Source organism: Streptomyces himalayensis subsp. himalayensis (assembly GCF_013778455.1).
GTDB classification, from domain to species: domain Bacteria; phylum Actinomycetota; class Actinomycetes; order Streptomycetales; family Streptomycetaceae; genus Streptomyces; species Streptomyces himalayensis.
On the sequence record NZ_JACEHE010000002.1, the window covers coordinates 219,781 to 238,949 of the forward strand.

The window sequence follows — 19,169 nt, forward strand, 5'->3', positions numbered from 1 at the left end:
AAGCCCCTGGGCGCAATAGCGCAAAGGGGCTCTTGCACCAAGATGCTACCCGAGGAAGCGAGGCAGGACCGAGGTGGCGGCTTCCGACCAGCTGCTGGTGGTGATCGATCCAGTGGCCCGGCGCAGCGATGGCGAGTCGGTACGGATTGCGAAAGACGTGCTCAGCGCGGGTGCGGCGACGAAAATCTGCCTCCCCGACGGGCCCGAGGAATTTGCCAGGGCACTTGCCCGGAGAGGGTCCCGGAGACCCGTGGTGATCGGCGACGACCGGGCCCTGGCGAGCGCGGTCGCCCTGCTGCACCGGGAGCGGGAGCTGGCCTCCGCCGTGCTCTCGCTGGTGCCGGTGGGGGCCTCGCTGTCGCTGGCGGAAGCGTTCGGGGTGCCCACGGGGGCGGTGGCGGCGGCGCGGGCCGTACTGGAGGGCGTCGAGCGACGGCTCGATCTGCTGGTGGACGACCGGGACGGGGTGGTGCTCGGGAATCTGCGGATCCCTCCGGTCGGCGGGGAGCCCGGGGCGTCGGGTGACGGCGAGGCGGGCACCGGGTCCGGGTCCGGGTCCGAGGGTTACGGGTGGTCCGGATGGTCCGGGCGGTTCGGTGGATCCGGCGGGTTCGTAGGGCTGGGCCGGTCCGGGGCGCCGGGAAGTCGCGGGTGCGGGGCGGAGGGTTCCACGGGTTCCAGGGGTTCGACGGGTCCTGGTTCTCCTGGTTTCGGTGGGGTGGGCAAGTCCGACGGCTGCGGCGCCGAGGGGTTCGGACCAGGTGAGACCGGAGAATCCAGCCTGTCCGGCTCCGCGCGGTCCCCCGCAGCCGGGGAATCCGATGGCGCTGCGGGATCCGGCGGTGCTGGGGCATCTGGCGGTGCTGGGGCATCCGGCGGGGCTGGATCCGGCGGGGGCGGGCTCGCGGCCGCCGGACATGCCGGGCACTGGCTGCTGTCGACCTGCCAGTCGCTCGTCCGCACGCTGACGGTCCGGCCGCCCAAGGCCGTACCGGTGCAGCGGACTGCGGCGCCCGCACGGCTGCGGATCGAGGTGGACGGCGTCACGCTGATCGACCTCGACCAGCCGGTCGAAGCCGTCTCGGTCACGCCGGCCACCGCGGGGCGGGCGCGCATCCTGGTGCGGCCCTCGTCGGTGGGGGCAGAGGCCGCACCCCTTCATGCGGTGGGCCGGAGCATCACCGTGTCGGGGGCGGATTTCCGCTATCGCGCGGATGCGGTGGTGACGGGGCCGGTGCGGACTCGTACGTGGACGGTCCTGCCCCGGGCGTGGGCGCTCACGCTGCCCGCGGGCTAGCGATCCGGCCGGCCCGGCGCTCGACATCCCCCAGTCGGTGATGAACCTGTCGCCGTTCGGCCATCTGCCGAAGCTGCCGGGTCCGGAGATGACCTGGACGCCGGTGGCGGCGCTGACGCTGATCGCGGCGGCGCTGGCAGCGGCGGGGCTGCGGCGCAGGGACCTGTCGACTTGACGGCCGGCGCCGTGTCCGCAATGTGTCCCGGTCCCCTCACGGGCCGGGACACGGTGCCGTCCCGTCAGCGCACGTAGTTCTTGAGGGTCTCCGTGTCGAGCTCGATGCCCACGGGGTCGGGGATGGTGACCTTCTCGCCGAACTTCACCGTGTGGGTGTCACGGTAGCCTCCATCCTCGCGGTCGGGGTGGCTGTGCACCGTGACCGTGCAGGCGTCCCGGTCGATCAGCAGGTACACCGGGATCCCGGCCTCTCCGTACGCCGCAGGCTTCTCCTGCCGGTCACGCAGGTCCGTGTCGGAGTCGTACGAAGTGACCTCGAGGACCAGCAGCACTCCCGCGGGATCAGCCCAGTCGCCGTGCCCGGCGAAATGCGCTTCGGGCGCGAGAATTCCGTCCGGGCGCGCCCGGCCCTCGCGGTACCTCTCCACCCTGAGACCCTGACCCTGATACAGGTCGAGATCTGACCGGGCCTGCATGCATCGCCTGGTCAGCCACATCACGATGGTGTTGTGGTCGCCGTCCGTCACCTTTTTGACCCCGATCCGTCCGCCGATGAACTCGAACCTGACGGCGTCGTCGGTCTCCTTGGCCGCGATCACGGCGATCCTCTCGAACTCCTCCACCGACATCTGGGACGTCCGAGACATGCGCTCTGCCATAACCGTCATGGTGCCCTCCTTCGCAGGCGCGCACCAGGATGCCGAGGCCCGGCAGACCGCAGACCGAATTCCGCATGTGATCAGCCCATCGGGTGATCAGCCGAGCTCGACCCGCAGCTCCTTCAATCCCCGGATGACGAAGTTCGGCTTCTGCTCCGGTTCGGCGGCCGGGCGCAGCGTCGGGGCCTGGTCCAGCAACGCTCCCAGGGACGCGGCAAGTTCGATACGGGCCAGCGGGGCGCCGATGCAGTAGTGGATGCCCGCGCTGAACGAGATGTGCGGGTTGTCCTTGCGGGACAGGTCCAGGGTGTCGGGGTCGGCGAAGGCGTCCGGGTCGCGATTGGCCGAGCCGAAGAGCATGGCGATCTCGGAGCCGCGCGGGATCGTCGTACCGCCTATCTCGATGTCGTCGAGCACCCACCGTTCGAAGAGCTGGAGCGGGGTGTCGTAGCGCAGCAGTTCCTCCACAGCTGTGGACAGCAGCGAGCGGTCGGCGCGCAGGGCGGCGAGCTGGTCGGGGTGCTGGAACAGCGCCCACCAGCCGTTGACGGTGGCGTTGACCGTGGCCTCGTGCCCCGCGTTCAGCAGCAGCACACAGGTGGAGATCATCTCCTGCTCGGTGAGCCTTTCGCCCTCGTCGTACGCGGCGATGAGCCCGGAGATCAGGTCCTCACCCGGCTCCTTGCGCCGCGCCTCGATCAGCTCCCTGAGATACGCGGAGAACTCGACCGACGCCTGAACCGCGCGTTGGGCCGTCTCCTCCGGCGGGTTCAGCTCGTACATCCCGCAGATGTCCGCCGACCAGGGCCGCAGCTGCGGCCGGTCCGCCTCGGGGATGCCGAGCATCTCCGCGATGACGGCCACCGGCAGCGGCTCGGCGACGGCGGTCAGCAGATCACCGCCGCCCTCCGCGACCAGCCCGGCGACCAGCTCGGAGGCGAGCCGGTGCACATACGGACGCAACTGCTCGACGGTACGCGGCGTGAAAGCCTTGGAGACCAGGCGGCGGATACGGGTGTGGTCCGGCGGCTCGAGGTCGAGCATCCCGTGGTCGTTGAGCACGTGGAACGGCTCGTGCTCGGCCCGAGGGGCCTGCCGGCCGAACTCCTCGTGCGAGAAGCGGTGCTGGTAGGTGCGCCCCAACCGCCGGTCGCGCAGCAATGCGGTGACGTCTGCGTGGCGCGGGACCAGCCACTGGTTCGTGGGCTCGTAGTAGTGCACTCGGCCGCGGGCGCGCAGCTCCGCGTAGGCGGGATAGGGGTCGGCGACGAAGGCGGGCGACCAGGGGTCGAACAGGTCGAACAGTGCGTCCATGCCGGGACGCTAACCGCTTCCCGGCGGAGCGGGAAGGGTCACCCCGGGGTGACGAGTCGCGCTTCGTAAGCGAACACCGCCGCCTGCGTACGGTCCCGCAGCCCCAGCTTCACCAGCACCCGGCTCACATGCGTCTTGATCGTCGACTCGGCCACCACCAGCCGCTCGGCGATCTCGGCGTTGGAGAGCCCCTGCGCGATCAGCACCAGCACCTCCGTCTCCCGCTCGGTGAGCTCCCCGTACGCGCCGCGGCTCACCGCCGGGAGCGTCGGTGCGTCCGCGAGCTTCGAGAACTCGGTGATCAGCCGCTTGGTGACGCTCGGCGCGAGCAGCGCCTCACCTTCCGCCACGACGCGTACACCGTCGGCGAGCTGCCGGGCCGAGGCGTCCTTGAGCAGAAAGCCGGAGGCCCCGGCGCGCAGTGCCTGGTAGACGTACTCGTCGAGGTCGAACGTCGTCAGCACCAGCACCTTGGCGGCGCCGTCCGCCGCCACGATCTCGCGCGTCGCCTCGATGCCGTTCATCTCCGGCATACGGATGTCCATCAGGACCACGTCGGGCGCGAGCTCCCGTACCCGCTGGACGGCTTCACGGCCGTTGACGGCCTCTCCTGCGACCTCGATGTCCGGCATCGCGTTCAGCAGGACCGAGAAGCCCTCGCGCACCATCATCTGGTCGTCGGCGATCAGCACCCGGATGGTCACCGCCGGCCCCCTTCCGCTGCGGGCTCCTCCACGGCGGGGACGGGAAGGAAGACCGTCACCTCGTAGCCGCCGTCGGCCACAGGCTCCGCCGTCATCTCGCCGCCCAGCATCGCCACGCGCTCACGCATGCCGGTGATGCCGTGACCCGCGCCGTGCGTGGACTTCACCAGCGTGGGCGTGGGCGAAGGGCCGTTGACGACGCGCAGGCCGAGGCCGCCGATGACATAACCGATCTCGACACGCGCGCTCGAGCCGGGCGCATGCCGCAGCGCGTTGCTGAGCGCCTCCTGCACGATGCGGTACGCGGACAGCTCGACGCCCCCCGGCAGTTCACGGACGGCTCCGGTGACCGTCTTCTCCACGGGCAGGCCCGCGTCCCGCACATTGGCGAGCAGCGCGTCGAGGTCGGCGAGGGTGGGCTGCGGGGCGTCGGGCGCCTCGTAGTCCTCGGCCCGTACGACACCGAGGACGCGACGCAGTTCGGTGAGCGCGGCCACCGCGTTCTCGCGGATCGTCGCGAAGGCCTGCGCCAGCTCGGGCGGCGGGTTCTCGACGCGGTACGGTGCGGCCTCCGCCTGGATGGCGACCACCGACATGTGGTGCGCGACGACGTCGTGGAGCTCGCGGGCGATGGTGGTGCGCTCCTCCAGGAGGGTGCGCTTGGAGCGTTCGTGTGCGGTGACGGTCTGCTGCGCGGTGACCTCCTCCGCCGCCTCCCGGCGCACGTGCCGGACGGTGACGACCAGCAGGCCCAGCGCGGAGACGAAGAGGAACGGCACGGTGTTGGAGCTATGGCCGCGCGACAGGAAGACCTCGACCGACAGCCCGTACAGGCCGGTCATCGCCCACATCCAGCCGCCGGTGCGCGGCCGCGTCCTGGCCGCCACGACCGTCAGCACCACCAAGTGCCCGATGAACGCGCTGGGCGGCCACGGCCATGCGCTCCAGAAGCCCTCGAGGCTACTCAGGACCGGTGTCGTCGCGAGTGACAGCCAGAACGCAGCGACCGGCCGGACCAGGGTCGCCAGAATCGCGATCGCGGGTATGAAGCCGATCAGCAGGCCGGCGATACCGCCGGTGTCGTGCGATTCGATCCCGATGATCAGCGTCAGCAGCGCGATCGCCGCCACGAACGCGTGCGGCGTCCAGGGGGCGTACCTGCGCAGCCGCCGCGGCAGCCGGCGGACGAGCGGGCCGTCGGTGCTCATCGGAGGCAGCAGTCGGTACGCGAGCGCGTCATGGAACAGGTCACTGCGCAGTCCGCCGAGCAACTCCACGGCGAGGTGGTACTCGGGACTGCGGAACTTCGGCTTGCCCGCCGCGAGGGGCTGGGTACGGGTCTCGGTCACGTACAGCAAGGTAGGGCCGCGCCCGTCCGGAGTCGTCAGCAGAAAGAAGGGTCCTGCAGGGTCCGTCTCAGGTACTACGGAGGCGTTTCGGGAACGGCGCGCGCCCACAACCGGCGGCATCCGGCGGCGCGTTCACCACGCGAGCTGCGCGATCTCCTCCGCCACCACCGCGCACGCGTCCGCCGCCGGATCGATGAGCGGGAAGTGCCCCACGTCCTCCAGCAGCGTAAGACCCACCACTTCGCCCGCCTTCGCCGCCGCGTCCGCGTACGCCTCAGCGACCTGCTGCGGTACGTCGATGTCGCCCCGGCCCTGGACGAGCGTGGTGGCGATACCCGTGGGCAGCAGCGCGGCGGGATCGGCATACGGCAGCCGCTCCGCGAACGTCTCCTCTCCGCCGAGGAGTTGCTCCACCGCGCCCGAGCACACGTCGAGCTTGCGGGCGACCGCGAAGTCGGCGATCGGCGCGAGCGCGACGACACCGCGCAGCGGCGCGGGCCGCGCGGTGTGCCACGGCGCGTCCTCGGGGAGGAGATGGCGCGCGGCCGCCCACAGCGCGAGATGCCCGCCCGCGGAGTGCCCCGTGACGACGGTGCGGCGCGGGTCCGCCTGCGGCAGCGCCTCGCGTACGAGCGCGGGCAGCGCGTCGAGCGCGGCGGCGACGTCGTCGAAGGTATCCGGCCAGCGCCCGGCGACGGGCCCTTCGCCGCCCTGCGCGGGGATCAGACTGCCCCGCCGGTACTCGACGTTGGCGACGGCGAAGCCCCGGCGGGCCAGGAAGTCCGCGAACGGCGTGATGTGCGCCCGGTCGTACGCGGCACGCCAGGCGCCGCCGTGCAGCACGACGACGAGGGGTGCCGACTGGGCGCCGTCTCGGGGCGCATAGAGGTCGATCACATGGTCGGGATGGTCGCCGTAGGTGACGGTGGCGTCCGGCGGGACGGCGGGGTGCGAGAAGGCCGACTCTTCCTCGGCGGCGCTACGCGCGGCGTCCTCCGACATGATCCAACCTCTCAGCGCTCCGGCGGTTGGCCGGGACATTATCAGCGCCACGGCACACAGCCGCCGCGCCCCCGTTGTGTGCAGGCGCCCTGCCGGAACGCCTGCCCACAACGGGCGCCGGTCAGCCCAGCACGTCCCTCAGCACCCGAGCCGCCCTCTCCACCTCGGCGAAGCTCACGTACAGCGGTGTGAAGCCGAACCGCAGGATGTCCGGCGCACGGTAGTCACCGACGACCCCGCGCTCGATGAGACGCCGCATCACGTCACCCGCGCCCTCACAGCGCAGCGCGACCTGGCTGCCGCGTTCCGCATGAGCCGAGGGCGTGACCGACTCGACGAGCCCCCGAGGAACATACGCGTCCACGCACTCCAGGAAGAAGTCCGTCAGCGCGAGCGACTTGGCCCGCACCGCCTCGATCGAGACGCCGTCCCAGACCTCGAGCGCCGCCTCCAGGGCGAGCATGGACAGGATGTCCGGCGTGCCGACCCGGCCCCGTACCGCGCCCGATCCGGCCTCGTACTCGGGACGCATCCCGAACGGCTCGGCGTGCGAGTTCCAGCCCGGCAGCGGCGAGTCGAAGCGCGGCTGGAGCTCCCGGCGCACGTACAGATACGCAGGTGAACCCGGCCCGCCGTTGAGGTACTTGTAGGTGCAGCCGACCGCCAGGTCCACACCGTGCGCGTCGAGTTCCACGGGCAGCGCGCCCGCGCTGTGGCACAGGTCCCACACGGCCAGGGCGCCCGCGGCGTGCACGGCGGCGGTGAGCCCGGGCAGGTCGTGCAGCCGGCCCGTCCGGTAGTCGACGTGGTTGAGCAGCACGGCGGCCGTACGCGGACCGAGAACGCCCGGCACGTCGGCGGGGAGGACCGGAACGATCCGGCACCCCGTCATCCGTGCCGCGGACTCCGCGATGTACCCGTCCGTCGGGAACGTCGAGGCGTCCACGACGATCTCGTCGCGCGGAGCGGCACCGGCAGAACCGCCCTCCCCCGCCATACGCACAGCGGCCACCAGCGCCTTGAACACATTGACGCTCGTGGAGTCGCCGACCACGATCTGCCCGGGCGCGGCCCCGACCAGCGGCGCGATACGGTCGCCGATCCGCTCCGGCGCCGTCCACCAGCCGCTCTCGTCCCAGGACCGGATGCGCAGCTCGCCCCACTGTCGGCGTACGACGTCCTCGATGCGCCCGGGAACCGCGCGCGGCAGCGCACCCAGCGAGTTGCCGTCCAGATAGACGCCCGCGGCGCCGCCCGCATGATCAGACGCGGTGTCGAGCACGAACCGGTCGCGCAGGGCCGCCAGTCCGTCAGCGGCATCCAGCTTGGCGGCCTGCGCCGCCTTCTCCTCGTACTTCTCCGCGAACTCGTACGTCTCAGACATGGCTGCGCGCCGTCCACAGCTCGGGGAACACGTTCTTCGAAGCGCGCTTCTCCAGCCAGGCCACGCCCGCCGAGCCGCCGGTGCCGGTCTTGGCGCCCATCGCCCTGCGGGTGGCGACGAGATGGTCGTTGCGCCAGCGCCACACCAGTTCGGCGACGTCGGTGAGCGCCTCGCCGAGCCGTACGAACTCGGCGTCCTGGTCGCCGCGGTACAGCTCCGTCCACACGGCCTCGACCCCGGCCGACGGCTCGTAGCGCAGCGCCAGGTCCCGCTGAAGGACCTCCGCCGGGATCGCGTACCCGCGGCGCGCCAGCAGCCGCAGCACCTCGTCATAGAGGCTCGGCTGCTGCAGCGCCTTCTCCAGCTCGGCGTGCACGCGCGGCGCGCCCCGGTGCGGGACCAGCATGGACGCGGACTTCTCGCCGAGCAGGAACTCCATCCGCCGGTACATCGCGGACTGGAAACCGGAGCCCTCGCCGAGAGCGGACCGGTACGAGTTGAACTGTGCGGGGGTCAGCCCGGCGAGCGGCGTCCAGGAGGCGTTCAGCGCCTCGAGCTCGCGCACGGACCTCTTGAGCGCCGCCAGCGCCACCGGCAGGTCGTCCTCGCGCAGCGCCCGCGACGCCGTCTCCCACTCGTGCACGATGACCGTGAACCACAGCTCCATGACCTGGGTGGTCACCAGGAAGACCATCTCTCCCGGATCGTCCGAGAGCGGGTGCTGGAGGTGGGTGAGGACGTCCGCCTGGACGTAGTCCTCGTAAGGGGTGGTTCCTTCGAAGTCGAGGTTCGGGGTCTCGGGCTGCTCCTGAGCCCCGTCGAAGACCTCGTGGGACATTGCTGTCTCCTGCGTACTCCGGGTAGCGGTCCGCCCCTGCCGTGACGGCACGGGGGCCCCGGTCCCCACCGCGCATTCTTACGCAATCGTCCCCGGAGACGGCAAGGCCCGCCTGGTCACAGGGGCCAGGCGGGTCTCAGGGTCACCGCGGGACTCAGCTCAGCGTCTGGGCCGCCGTCGGCGAGGAGTCCTTCAGGAACTGGCTGCAGCGCTCGTACTCCTCCTGCTCGCCGATCGCCTGCGCGGCGCGGGCGAGGGCGTGCAGGGCGCGCAGGAAGCCGCGGTTCGGCTCGTGCTCCCACGGCACGGGGCCGTGGCCCCTCCAGCCGCTGCGGCGCAACGCGTCCAGGCCCCGGTGGTAGCCGGTGCGTGCGTACGCGTACGACTCGACGACACGACCGCCCTGGAACGCGTCGTCGGCCAGCTGGGCCCAGGCCAGCGACGATGTCGGGTGCTTCGCGGCGACGTCGGCCGGCGCGGTACCGCTCGCCAGGAGCTCACGGGGCTCCGGGTCGTCGGGCAGATGGGTCGGGGGCGGTCCCCCGAGCAGGTTCTCGTGAATGGCCATGGCCCCAGTCTGCCTTGCCGCGCAGACGGGCCCGGCACCCCTGGGGGGTGCCGGGCCCGGATACGCACAGGCGGCCGACGAATCAGCCGGTCATGCAGGCTGTTACTTCAGCTTGGTGCCGGCGGAGCGCAGGTTGGCGCAGGCCTCGCTGACGCGCTTGGCCATGCCGGCCTCGGCAGACTTGCCCCAGGTGCGCGGGTCGTAGGTCTTCTTGGAGCCGACCTCGCCGTCGACCTTCAGGACACCGTCGTAGTTCTTGAACATGTGGTCCGCGACGGGCCGCGTGAAGGCGTACTGGGTGTCGGTGTCGAGGTTCATCTTCACGACGCCGTTCTCCAGGGCGGTGGCGATCTCCTCGGCCGTGGAGCCGGAACCGCCGTGGAAGACGAAGTCGAACGGGTCGGCCTTGCCGTACTTCGCCGCGACACCGGCCTGCAGGTCCTTGAGCAGCTCGGGGCGGAGCACGACGTTGCCCGGCTTGTAGACGCCGTGGACGTTGCCGAAGGAGGCGGCCAGCAGGTAGCGGCCCTTCTCGCCCAGGCCGAGCGCCTCGGCGGTGCGGATCGCGTCCTCGACGGTGGTGTACAGCTCGTCGTTGATCTCGTGGCTGACGCCGTCCTCCTCACCGCCGGTGGGCGTGATCTCCACCTCGAGGATGATCTTGGCGGCGGCGGCCTTGGCGAGGAGCTCCTGGCCGATGGCCAGGTTGTCGGCGAGGGTCTCGGCGGAGCCGTCCCACATGTGCGACTGGAAGAGAGGGTTCTGACCGGCCTTGACGCGCTCGGCGGAGATGTCGAGCAGCGGGCGGACGTAGCCGTCGAGCTTGTCCTTCGGGCAGTGGTCGGTGTGCAGCGCGACGGTGATGTCGTACTTCGCGGCGACGATGTGCGCGAACTCGGCGAGCGCCACGGCGCCGGTGACCATGTCCTTCTTGTACTGGCCGCCCAGGAACTCCGCACCACCGGTGGAGATCTGGATGATGCCGTCGCTCTCCGCCTCCGCGAAGCCGCGCAGCGCCGCGTGCAGGGTCTGCGAGGACGTCACGTTGATGGCCGGGTAGGCGAACTTGCCTGCCTTCGCCCGGTCGAGCATCTCGTTGTAGACCTCGGGGGTTGCGATGGGCATCTGTCCGCTCCTTGTGATGTGCGGGTGTCTTCTTGGCCCTGACCTAGGGGGGCGACGTCATCGTCGTGCCACATCTTTCCAGACCTGGCGGATTCCTCCAGCCACGGATGGGACCTTCTACGCGCAAAGGGCGGAAGGTTCCACGTGAAACCTTCCGCCCTCGACTAAAACCCCAGGTCAGAAGCCTGGTGACCGCCCCATGGCGACACGTCACGAGTTGACGTCGACCGCGTGCGCTCAGTGAGGACCGCTCGGTCGGCCCTCAGTCCAGCCCCAGCTCGTCCTTGGAGAAGGCGAAGAGATACGGCACGCCGGCGCCCTCGGAGATCTTCTCGGCGGCCCCGGTCGCGCGGTCGACGATCGTCGCCACGGCGACCACCTCGGCACCGGCCGCCCGGACCGCCTCGACGGCGGTGAGCGGCGAGCCACCGGTCGTCGACGTGTCCTCGACGACGAGGACGCGGCGGCCCTTGATCTCCGGACCCTCGACCTGTCGCTGCAGGCCGTGGGCCTTGGCGGCCTTGCGTACGACGAACGCGTCGAGGGACTTTCCGCGGGCGGCGGCCGCGTGCAGCATCGATGCGGCGACCGGGTCGGCGCCCATGGTGAGGCCGCCGACCGCGTCGTAGTCGAGCTCGGCGGTCAGGTCGAGCATGACCTGACCGACCAGGGGTGCGGCGACGCCGTCAAGGGTGACCCGGCGCAGGTCCACGTAGTAGTCGGCCTCCAGACCCGAGGAGAGGGTCACCTTGCCGTGCACCACGGCCTTGTCCTTGATCTGCTGCAGCAGCGCGCCGCGTACGTCACTCATGTCTGTCAGCTTAAAGGCACGCCAAAGCAGTGCAGGCTGTCGGCTAGAGGCGCCGCCAGCTCCAGGTCGTCGCGGTCTCCAGCGGCTCAAGAGGGGTGACGAAGCGCGGGGTGGAGTTGAGGCCGTCGGGGGGCCCGGTCTGCGGCTCCACGCACACGGCCTCCTTCTGCTCGTCGTACACGACCACCCACTGCTCGCGGCTCTTGACGTTCAGCTCCAGCTGCCCGGGCCAGGTCAGGGTGACATCGACGCCGTCGGGCATCCCGAAGCAGTCGTCCCAGGGACCGGGCCGCGGCGCGATACGCCGCCCGGTCGGCAGATGATCACTCCCACGCTCCTCCTGCCACGCCGCGGCGAAATCGAGGCGTACGTCCTCGCCGCCCAGGTTGCGGTTGAACCAGGGGTGCCAGCCGGCCTGGGCCGGGAAGGAGGACTCATACGTCTCGATGGACATGGTCAGCGTCAGCGCGTCCTCGGCCAGCTCGACGACCTGGCTGACGCGTCCCTGGTACGGCCAGGGGTCCGCGAGGTCGTATGTGAACACGGCCGACGACTTCTCCACACGGGCCGCCCGCCACTTGCCGTCGCGGGCCGTGCCGTGGATGGCGTGCGGCGCGGCGTTGAGCGGCATCTGGTGCACGACGGCGCCGTCCCGGAAGCGGCCGTTCTTGATCCGGCCGCACCACGGGACCATGGGGAAGCAGCCGTAGCGGTCGCCCTGGCGCAGGAGTTCGATGCCGTCGGTCCGCAGAATTCCGAGTCGGCAGCCGTTGGAGGGCTGCACGGTCACCTCCGCGTTGCCCGCGGTCAGCGTGATGTCTCCACTACTCACGTTGCCGACCCTACGCGTCGTGGGGGCCTGTGCCGCCCGGGTCCCCCGGACAGGGCGCCGCCCCAACGGTCAGCGGCCCCAGCCGCTCAGCGGAACCGGCCACCGGCCGGAAGAGAGCCGGAGTCAGCGGCGCCGGCGAAGCGCTCGGGTCACGATGATCGCCGAGGCGACGACGAGCGCCGCGGCCGGGGCCACCCACCGCAGCGTTGCGGTGGTGGAGATCGACTCCGGCGCCGGCACCGGCGCGTACCGACCGCGCGGCGGAGCGTGGTCCACCTCCTCCGCGCTGCGGCCGATCATCGTCCGCCGCGCATGCGCGGCCTCCGCCGGAGGCTCCTCCTCCGCCCCCTCCTCGTCCTCCACGAAGGGATCCAGCGACGACGGCGGCACCTCGGCCTCGAAGACAGAGACTTCGGGCTCCTGGGCCTCCTCGGGCAGTCCACCCGCGGGCCCGGGCGCCCCGGCGGGCTCCGATTCCGCGCCCTCGGAGTCGTCGGCTCCCTCAGCACCCTCTGACTCCGCGCCCTCGGAGTCGTCGGCGCCCTCAGCACCCTCTGACGCTCCTGGCACCTCTGAAGCGGCACCAGCCGCCCCTGCGGACCCCGTCCCGGCACCGGCGCCCGCCCTCAATCCCTCCCCGAACCGGTTCAGCAGCCGTCGCGCCGCCGACTCCACCGACTCGGGACTGAGTTCGGCGGCGCGGCCGTCCACGGTCGTGTTCGTGGTGAAGGTGAGCGTCGTGCCCCCGTCCGTAGGGGTGAGGCGGAGCATCAGCGCGAGTTTGACACCGCCGGTGCCACGGGCCTCCGTGGCCTCGCCCTCGACCGCGTACGAACCGTCGGCCTGCCCGCTGAGCCGCAGGGCACCGCGGTACGTGATCGTATGGCCGGCGATGCGGACCTTGAGGCGGCCGGACACGGGCGGCTCCCCCGCGTCCTGTTGGAGCCCGGGGACCGCGCGGGCGACCCGCGCGGGGTCTCCCAGCACCTCCCGCAGAGGCTCTACCGGAACCGGAACGAACACCTCATGCTCCATGCCGCCGAGCCTACTCACGACAACCGCCCCCTGTACCTGCGTCGCGCAGAAGTCCCGCACATTGCGAACCCGGCGGCCCACCAACCCAACTCATCCATTCCAGCAACCCACCGACCCCGGCCACCACCGAGCCCAAGCACCCGTCCACCCCGGCCCCCACAGACCCCGGCCACCACCGAGCCCAAACACCCGTCCACCCGCGCCCCCACCGCCCCGCCGAACTCAGCCCCTCAGCTCCCCGCCCCGTACCGCGGATGCACCAACGTGGAAGGCCGCAGGCCGTCCACCCGCGTACGGCCGAGCTCCCGCGCGCCCGCGTCCAGCACGGCCTGGGTGAGCGAGTCGGGCCGCGGCGCCGACGGGTCGAGCGCCAGGCCCGGCCGCGTACGCCCGGCCAGCACGAACGACCAGTCGTGCGGCGCGGGCGAACCGCCCGACGCGCTCTCGAACGCGGCCGCGGAGCGGGTGAGCCGCCCCTCCACGCGGTACGGCGTGGTCCGCAGCCCGGCGGCGCGGACGGTCGTCTCGACCGTCCAGAAGACGCGCGGGCGGGAATCGGCCGAGCCCGCGTGGACCACGAGCCGTCCCTCCTCGGCCAGCAGCCGGGAGGCCAGCCCGTAGAACTCCTGGGAGTAGAGCTTCGCGCTCCTCGTGAGCGCGGGGTCGGGGAGGTCCGAGATCACCACGTCGTACGTACGGTCCATGCCGCGCAGCCGGCGGAAGGCGCCGCCGTCGATGACATGCACCCGCGGATCCCGGTACACATGCCCGTTCAGCGCGCTGAGCGCCGCGTCGGTGCGCGCCAACCGCACGACGCCCGAGTCGAGTTCCACCACGTCGACCCGCTGCACCCCGGGATGCCGCAGCACTTCGCGGGCCGCGAGGCCGTCGCCACCGCCGAGGATGAGCACGCGCGCGTGCGGCCCGTTCATTGCGGGGTGGACCAGCGCATCGTGATAGCGGCGCTCGTCGCGGCTGCTCATCTGCAGGCGCCCGTCGAAGTAAAGATCCAGAGAACCGTTACTGCCACCGGTGAGAACGATCTCCTGTTCGTCGGTCCGGACGACGGCCCGCACATCCGGACCGTACAGCGCCTCCCGTGCCGCCTGCTCGAAGTCGTCGACGAGGACGATGCCCGTGGCGAGCACACCGAGCACGGCCGCATTGACGGCGATCAACCCGCGTCGGCTGCGCACCGAGAGGTCCCGCCGGAACAGACCGAACACCAGCGCGGTGCCGGTGAGCGCATTGACAGCGCCGGTGACCAGCGCACCCGTCAACTGGCCGCAGAGCGGCAGGAGAAGAAAGGGGAAGGCGAGCCCCCCGATCAGCGCACCCACATAGTCGGCGGCGAAGAGATCGGCGACCGCGCCCCCCGCGTCCTGCCGCCGGATGCGCTGGATCAGCACCATCAGAAGCGGCACTTCGGCGCCGATGAGCACACCGATCAGCAGCGCGAATGCCACCAGCAGATAACGGGGCCCGCCGGACCAGGCTCCCCCGAGGCCTCCGGTCCAGACGAAGACCGCATACAACGCCATCGCGCTGCACCCGCCGACCAGCGCGAGGACCGCCTCGATCGCGCCGAATCCGGCCGCCGCCCGGCATCGCAGCCGCTTGGCGGCGAGCGAGCCGATGCCCATGGCGAAGACCATCACGGACAGGACGACGGAGGTCTGGGTGACGGAGTCGCCTGTCAAGTAGGTCGCGATGGCGACCAGTTCGAGTTCGTATACAAGACCACAGGCCGCGCAGATGAAGGCGCCGAGGAGGACCAGAGACCTGCCCGTCCCGGACCGCACGGGCAGGGGAGCCGGGCTCTGTCTTCCCCGGGAGGGCGGGGCGCCCGTCGGTGCGGCGCGCGCTGACGTTTCGACCACCCTGCGAACGCTACGTCACCGCACATCCGCGTCCAGTCACCCACACGCGTGGAAACTGGTGCGGCGAACGCATACTCGGCAACACCTCAACACCACTGCCACGCAAGGGCGTTCACCATACGAGGACACAACAGGCCGACAAAGGCATAGCAGGCAAAAGAGGACGAATGTCACGACCTGCATGGCAGAGGGAGCCGCCGGACGAGAGGACAAGCGCTCACAACAAGGCGGCCTCGACGCGGCCCGTCACAACGCGACCGGCACCCTGACACCCACGCGCGTACGCGTCGCCACAAGCTGCCCTTCCTGCGGATACGCATGCCACGTACGCCAGTGCACCTGCCCCTCGTGGCGCTGCGCCAGCATCGCGGTGAACGCGTAAGGACTGCCGGGAAAGACGCCTGCCAGGCCGTTCGGATGATCGGCGACCAGCGCCAGGAGCTCCTGTGCGCGCCCGGCGAACGAGCCGGGTGAGAGCGTCTCGACGCGCGCCGCGAACTCGTACTCCCAGTCGCCGACGCGCTTGGCGACTCCCAGCGGAAGCGGTGTCCTGCTGCCCGGGATGCAGGCGACCGTCTCCGAGCAGGTGCCGTGCTCCTCCTCCAGAAGCACTTGATGGGAGGCACCCAGGAGCCGCAACTGCAGGCCGACGCCGGGAAGTTCGACGTCGAGAGTGGCGAGCGCGGGGAGCGGCTCCCTTCCGAGGGCCCAGGCCAGGTCGGCCGCGCGCGTGTCGGTATAGGCGGTGTTGAGGGTGGTGAGCATGGGGGGCTCCGCATAGCACGCAAATGAGGGGGAGGCCGGCGCGCCCCGGAGACACCAGGAGATCGGCCCGGTTGGGAACCGGGCGACCGGTGAGCCGGCTCGTGCCCACGAGAAGGTCCCCCGAGGGCTGCGTTGACGGTCACGGAAAGCTGTGTTGACGGTTAAGGACGACTATGTTGACGGTTAAAAGGAAATCATGAACAACAGCGGTGTCACAGCGCTTTTACCCAACTTCGAAAGCTTTCCATCCGCGCGAGGGCTCCACTGTTCACCTGTTCAACTGCGCAGCGCCCGCAGGGGACTTGCCCTGCGGGCGCTGCTCTGCACTCCACGGCCGGACCGCTTCACACGGCGAACCGGCGTCGCACGTACGGGTGTGTCACGTACAGATGTAGCGCGCTCCAGCAGCCCGGATTCGCGCCGGGAACCGCCCTTCGCGTCCCGGGTATTCGCAACGCTGTGTAGCGCGTTCCAGTCGCCCCCGTGTCAGCCGACCTCATGAGCGACCGGCCTCAGCTGCCGCCTCCGCAGCCGCCTCCACCGCCGCACGAGGACCCGCCCCCGCAGGACGAGCCGCTGCTGCAGGACGACGACCCGCCTGAATCACCGGCCCACGAGGCGGTGTCCGACGAACCCCGCGAACGTGAACCTTTCCGGACGGGAGTGCTGCTGCCGCCCAGTTTCGCCGCCCCGATCACGAGGACGATCACGACCGCGATCACTGCCACCAGGATGATGCCTACTGCCATGGCTTCACCCCTCCTCTCATTCCCCCGAAGCAGGCCCCCGTGGGTCTCCGCTTTCTGCGTGGCATGGGGATGCCCCCGGCCTGTCGAAGCCAAAGCAGAGTTGAGCAAGTCCAGAGCTTCGGCGCAGGATGGCCGTCATGACCTCCTCTTCCGGCGCCCCCGCCGCTTCCGGCACGGGACGACGCCCGCTGCTCAACCGCCGTCTTGCCGAGTTCGGTACGACGATCTTCGCGGAGATGTCCGCTCTCGCCGTACGGACCGGCTCGATCAACCTCGGCCAGGGCTTCCCCGACACCGACGGCCCGGAGGAGGTCCGCGAGGCCGCGGTCAGGGCGCTGCGCGACGGGCGCGGCAACCAGTACCCGCCGGGCCCGGGCGTGCCGGAGCTGCGCCAGGCCGTCGCCGCGCACCAGCAGCGGCGGTACGGGCTCTCGTACGACCCCGACACCGAGGTCCTCGTCACGGCGGGCGCGACCGAGGCCATCGCCGCCTCGCTGCTGGCGCTCCTCGAGCCGGGCGACGAGGTGGTGGCGCTCGAGCCCTACTACGACTCGTACGCCGCGTGCATCGCGATGGCGGGCGGCACCCGCGTGCCCGTGACGCTGCGCCCGCACGAGGAGGCGCCCGAGGGCCCCGACGGGGACATGGACGACGCTGCCCGGAGCTTCCGGCTGGATCTCGACGAGCTGCGTGACGCGGTCACGGATCGCACGCGCGTGCTACTGATCAACACCCCTCACAACCCGACCGGCACGGTCCTCACCCGCGAGGAGCTCACCGCGATCGCGGAGCTGGCCGTGGAGCGCGATCTCCTCGTGGTCACGGACGAGGTCTACGAGCATCTGGTCTTCGACGACGCGGAGCACATCCCGCTCGCCACGTTCCCGGGGATGCGTGAGCGCACAGTCACCATCGGTTCCGCGGGCAAGACGTTCTCGTTCACGGGCTGGAAGGTCGGCTGGGTGACGGGATCGCCGGAGCTGATCGGGGCGGTCCGCTCGGCCAAGCAGTTCCTGACGTACGTCTCGTCGGGGCCGTTCCAGTACGCGGTCGCCGAGGCGCTCGCGCTTCCCGACACGTACTTCGAGAGCTTCCGTCAGGACATGCAGGCCAAGCGCGACCTGCTCAGCGAGGGGCTCAGGGAGGCGGGATTCGCCGTCTACCAGCCGGCCGGCACGTACTTCGTGACGACCGACATCCGGCCGCTTGGCGAGTCCGACGGCTTCGCGTTCTGCCGGGCCCTGCCTGAGCGCGCCGGGGTCGTCGCCATCCCGAATGCCGTGTTCTACGACCACAGGGCCGCGGGTGCGCCCTTCGTCCGCTTCGCGTTCTGCAAGCAGAGGGAGGTTCTCGAGGAGGCCGTGAAGCGCCTGAGGTCGTAGGGGCCGCGCACCCTATTGGGGGATTTCCGCTCGCGCTGGCGTGTCGGTCGACGGAGGGTGCGGATGTGACCTTCACGCGCACTGTTGCCCCTGCTCCGCTCGAGGCGGCCGGTACCGCGAGTTGTGCCCAACCGTTCGTCCCGCAGCGCCTCAGGCGCCTGGTGGGGCCCCGGACGGAACGCCTCATGGCGACGGCGGCCACGGCTCTCGGGCTGTTCGTCGCGGCCCGGCTGTGCGGCGTGCTCGTCCTCGCCGCCACCGCGCACCTCACCGGAAAGAGCACGTTCGCGCTGCTGGGGCGCTCCTGGGACTCCCTCTGGTACCTCGGGATCGCCACCAACGGGTACGGCCGGACCCTGCACTTCGAGCCGGGTGTCGTCCACAGCGACCTGGCGTTCTTCCCGCTCTATCCCGCCCTCGTACGGACCGTCACCGCCGTCGTCCCGCTGAGCGGAGGCGCCGCTGGACTGCTGGTCTCATGGGCGGCCGCCATGGCCGCCGCATGGGGCATGTACCGGGTCGGGGTGCTGCTCCACGGACACGGCGTGGCCACCATGCTGGTCCTTCTGTGGGGTCTGCTCCCCCACTCGGTCGTCCTCTCCATGGCGTACACCGAACCCGTGCTCACCGCCTTCGCCGCCTGGTCGCTGTACGCGGTGCTCACCGGGCGCTGGCTGTGGGCGGGGACTCTGGCGGCGCTCGCCGGGGCCTCACGGCCGAACGGGTTCGCGGTGGCCGCCGCGGTCATCGCCGCGGCCGGGTGGGAGGCCTGGAAGCGCCGCGGGCGCGTTCCCCGCACCCTGTGGACGGGCGCCGCGCTCGCGCCGCTCGGCTGGTGCGCCTTCGTCCTGTGGGTGGGATTCCGCAAGGGCGATCCGCTCGACGGCTACTTCGCGGTGCAGCGCGGCTGGGGCTCACGCTTCGACTTCGGGGCGGACTCGCTCGACTTCGTCAGACATGTGCTGCTCGAAGGCGACCGCATGGTCTTCCCCATGACGATGGTGATCGTCGCGGCCGCCGTACTCCTGTACGCGCTGCTGATCGCCGACCACGCGCCGCTTCCGCTGCTCGTCCACAGCGGCACCCTGCTGCTCATCACGGTCGCAGGATCGGGCTTCTTCGAGTCCAAGCCGCGCTTTCTGCTGCCGGCGTTCCCGCTGCTGCTGCCGCTCGCGTGCGCGCTCACACGAACGGCGAGAGCCCGGCCCCTGCACGCCGTCCTGGTGGTCGGCGCCCTGGCCGGGCTCTCCATGGCGTACGGCACGTATCTGGTAGCGATCGCGGATACGCCTCTGTGA

The 19,169-nt window shown here is 70.9% G+C and carries 17 protein-coding genes and 1 pseudogene; 4 read left to right on the forward strand and 14 right to left on the reverse strand.

Going from position 1 to position 19,169, the window contains the following annotated elements; translation table 11 throughout:
- The first annotated feature begins 73 nt into the window (after positions 1 to 73).
- Together H1D24_RS04735 and H1D24_RS04740 are read left to right on the forward strand one after the other, a co-directional pair.
- Complete coding sequence (locus tag H1D24_RS04735) at positions 74 to 1,297, forward strand: diacylglycerol kinase family protein (protein WP_181656085.1); 1,224 nt, start codon at positions 74 to 76, stop codon at positions 1,295 to 1,297.
- Positions 1,298 to 1,307: 10 nt separating this feature from the next.
- Positions 1,308 to 1,472, forward strand: a pseudogene (locus tag H1D24_RS04740) (efflux permease Rv1217c-related protein); the annotation flags it as partial.
- 64 nt (positions 1,473 to 1,536) lie between these two features.
- On the opposite strand, the gene H1D24_RS04745 reads toward H1D24_RS04740, so the two are convergent.
- The 14 genes from H1D24_RS04745 to H1D24_RS04810 all read right to left on the reverse strand — a co-directional run bounded on the left by H1D24_RS04745 (position 1,537) and on the right by H1D24_RS04810 (position 15,740).
- Positions 1,537 to 2,142 carry a Uma2 family endonuclease gene (locus tag H1D24_RS04745; RefSeq protein WP_181656086.1) on the reverse strand — a complete coding sequence of 202 codons (606 nt, stop codon included), beginning with the start codon at positions 2,140 to 2,142 and terminating at the stop codon, positions 1,537 to 1,539.
- An 87-nt stretch (positions 2,143 to 2,229) separates the two neighbouring features.
- On the reverse strand, positions 2,230 to 3,447 hold the full coding sequence (locus tag H1D24_RS04750; protein ID WP_181656087.1) for a cytochrome P450: 1,218 nt from the start codon (positions 3,445 to 3,447) through the stop codon (positions 2,230 to 2,232).
- A 38-nt stretch (positions 3,448 to 3,485) separates the two neighbouring features.
- The gene (locus H1D24_RS04755) at positions 3,486 to 4,151 is read right to left on the reverse strand and encodes a response regulator (RefSeq protein ID WP_181656088.1); all 666 of its coding nucleotides are present in this window, start codon (positions 4,149 to 4,151) and stop codon (positions 3,486 to 3,488) included.
- Positions 4,148 to 5,509 carry a sensor histidine kinase gene (locus H1D24_RS04760; RefSeq protein ID WP_258563828.1) on the reverse strand — a complete coding sequence of 454 codons (1,362 nt, stop codon included), beginning with the start codon at positions 5,507 to 5,509 and terminating at the stop codon, positions 4,148 to 4,150. The genes H1D24_RS04755 and H1D24_RS04760 overlap by 4 nt, the downstream gene beginning before the upstream one ends.
- Positions 5,510 to 5,632: 123 nt before the next feature.
- Positions 5,633 to 6,502, reverse strand: a complete 870-nt coding sequence (locus tag H1D24_RS04765; protein ID WP_181656090.1) for an alpha/beta hydrolase — start codon at positions 6,500 to 6,502, stop codon at positions 5,633 to 5,635.
- Positions 6,503 to 6,623: 121 nt separating this feature from the next.
- Positions 6,624 to 7,886 carry a kynureninase gene (kynU, locus tag H1D24_RS04770; protein ID WP_181656091.1) on the reverse strand — a complete coding sequence of 421 codons (1,263 nt, stop codon included), beginning with the start codon at positions 7,884 to 7,886 and terminating at the stop codon, positions 6,624 to 6,626.
- On the reverse strand, positions 7,879 to 8,724 hold the full coding sequence (locus H1D24_RS04775) for a tryptophan 2,3-dioxygenase family protein (protein ID WP_181656092.1): 846 nt from the start codon (positions 8,722 to 8,724) through the stop codon (positions 7,879 to 7,881). Before H1D24_RS04775 ends, kynU begins: the two co-directional genes overlap by 8 nt.
- A gap of 154 nt (positions 8,725 to 8,878) precedes the next feature.
- Positions 8,879 to 9,292 (reverse strand): DUF3151 domain-containing protein, encoded by a 414-nt coding sequence (locus H1D24_RS04780; RefSeq protein ID WP_181656093.1) that lies wholly within the window; start codon positions 9,290 to 9,292, stop codon positions 8,879 to 8,881.
- A 102-nt stretch (positions 9,293 to 9,394) separates the two neighbouring features.
- Positions 9,395 to 10,417, reverse strand: a complete 1,023-nt coding sequence (fbaA, locus tag H1D24_RS04785; protein WP_181656094.1) for a class II fructose-bisphosphate aldolase — start codon at positions 10,415 to 10,417, stop codon at positions 9,395 to 9,397.
- Between the two features lie 262 nt (positions 10,418 to 10,679).
- Complete coding sequence (gene pyrE / locus H1D24_RS04790) at positions 10,680 to 11,228, reverse strand: orotate phosphoribosyltransferase (protein WP_181656095.1); 549 nt, start codon at positions 11,226 to 11,228, stop codon at positions 10,680 to 10,682.
- Between the two features lie 43 nt (positions 11,229 to 11,271).
- The gene (locus H1D24_RS04795; RefSeq protein WP_181656096.1) at positions 11,272 to 12,060 is read right to left on the reverse strand and encodes an aldose epimerase family protein; all 789 of its coding nucleotides are present in this window, start codon (positions 12,058 to 12,060) and stop codon (positions 11,272 to 11,274) included.
- Between the two features lie 123 nt (positions 12,061 to 12,183).
- A complete protein-coding gene (locus H1D24_RS04800) occupies positions 12,184 to 13,095 on the reverse strand; it encodes an SRPBCC domain-containing protein (RefSeq protein WP_181656097.1) in 912 nt (303 codons plus the stop codon).
- Between the two features lie 230 nt (positions 13,096 to 13,325).
- Positions 13,326 to 14,975 (reverse strand): polyamine aminopropyltransferase, encoded by a 1,650-nt coding sequence (locus H1D24_RS04805; RefSeq protein ID WP_181656098.1) that lies wholly within the window; start codon positions 14,973 to 14,975, stop codon positions 13,326 to 13,328.
- 246 nt (positions 14,976 to 15,221) lie between these two features.
- Positions 15,222 to 15,740: a DUF2617 family protein gene (locus tag H1D24_RS04810; protein ID WP_181656099.1), complete on the reverse strand. Its 519-nt coding sequence runs from the start codon at positions 15,738 to 15,740 to the stop codon at positions 15,222 to 15,224.
- 877 nt (positions 15,741 to 16,617) lie between these two features.
- On the opposite strand from H1D24_RS04810, the gene H1D24_RS04815 reads away from it, so the two are divergent.
- Both H1D24_RS04815 and H1D24_RS04820 read left to right on the forward strand, forming a co-directional pair.
- Positions 16,618 to 17,871, forward strand: coding sequence for a pyridoxal phosphate-dependent aminotransferase (locus H1D24_RS04815; protein WP_181656100.1), 1,254 nt, complete (start codon positions 16,618 to 16,620; stop codon positions 17,869 to 17,871).
- A 185-nt stretch (positions 17,872 to 18,056) separates the two neighbouring features.
- Positions 18,057 to 19,169, forward strand: coding sequence for a putative hexosyltransferase (locus H1D24_RS04820; RefSeq protein ID WP_181656101.1), 1,113 nt, complete (start codon positions 18,057 to 18,059; stop codon positions 19,167 to 19,169).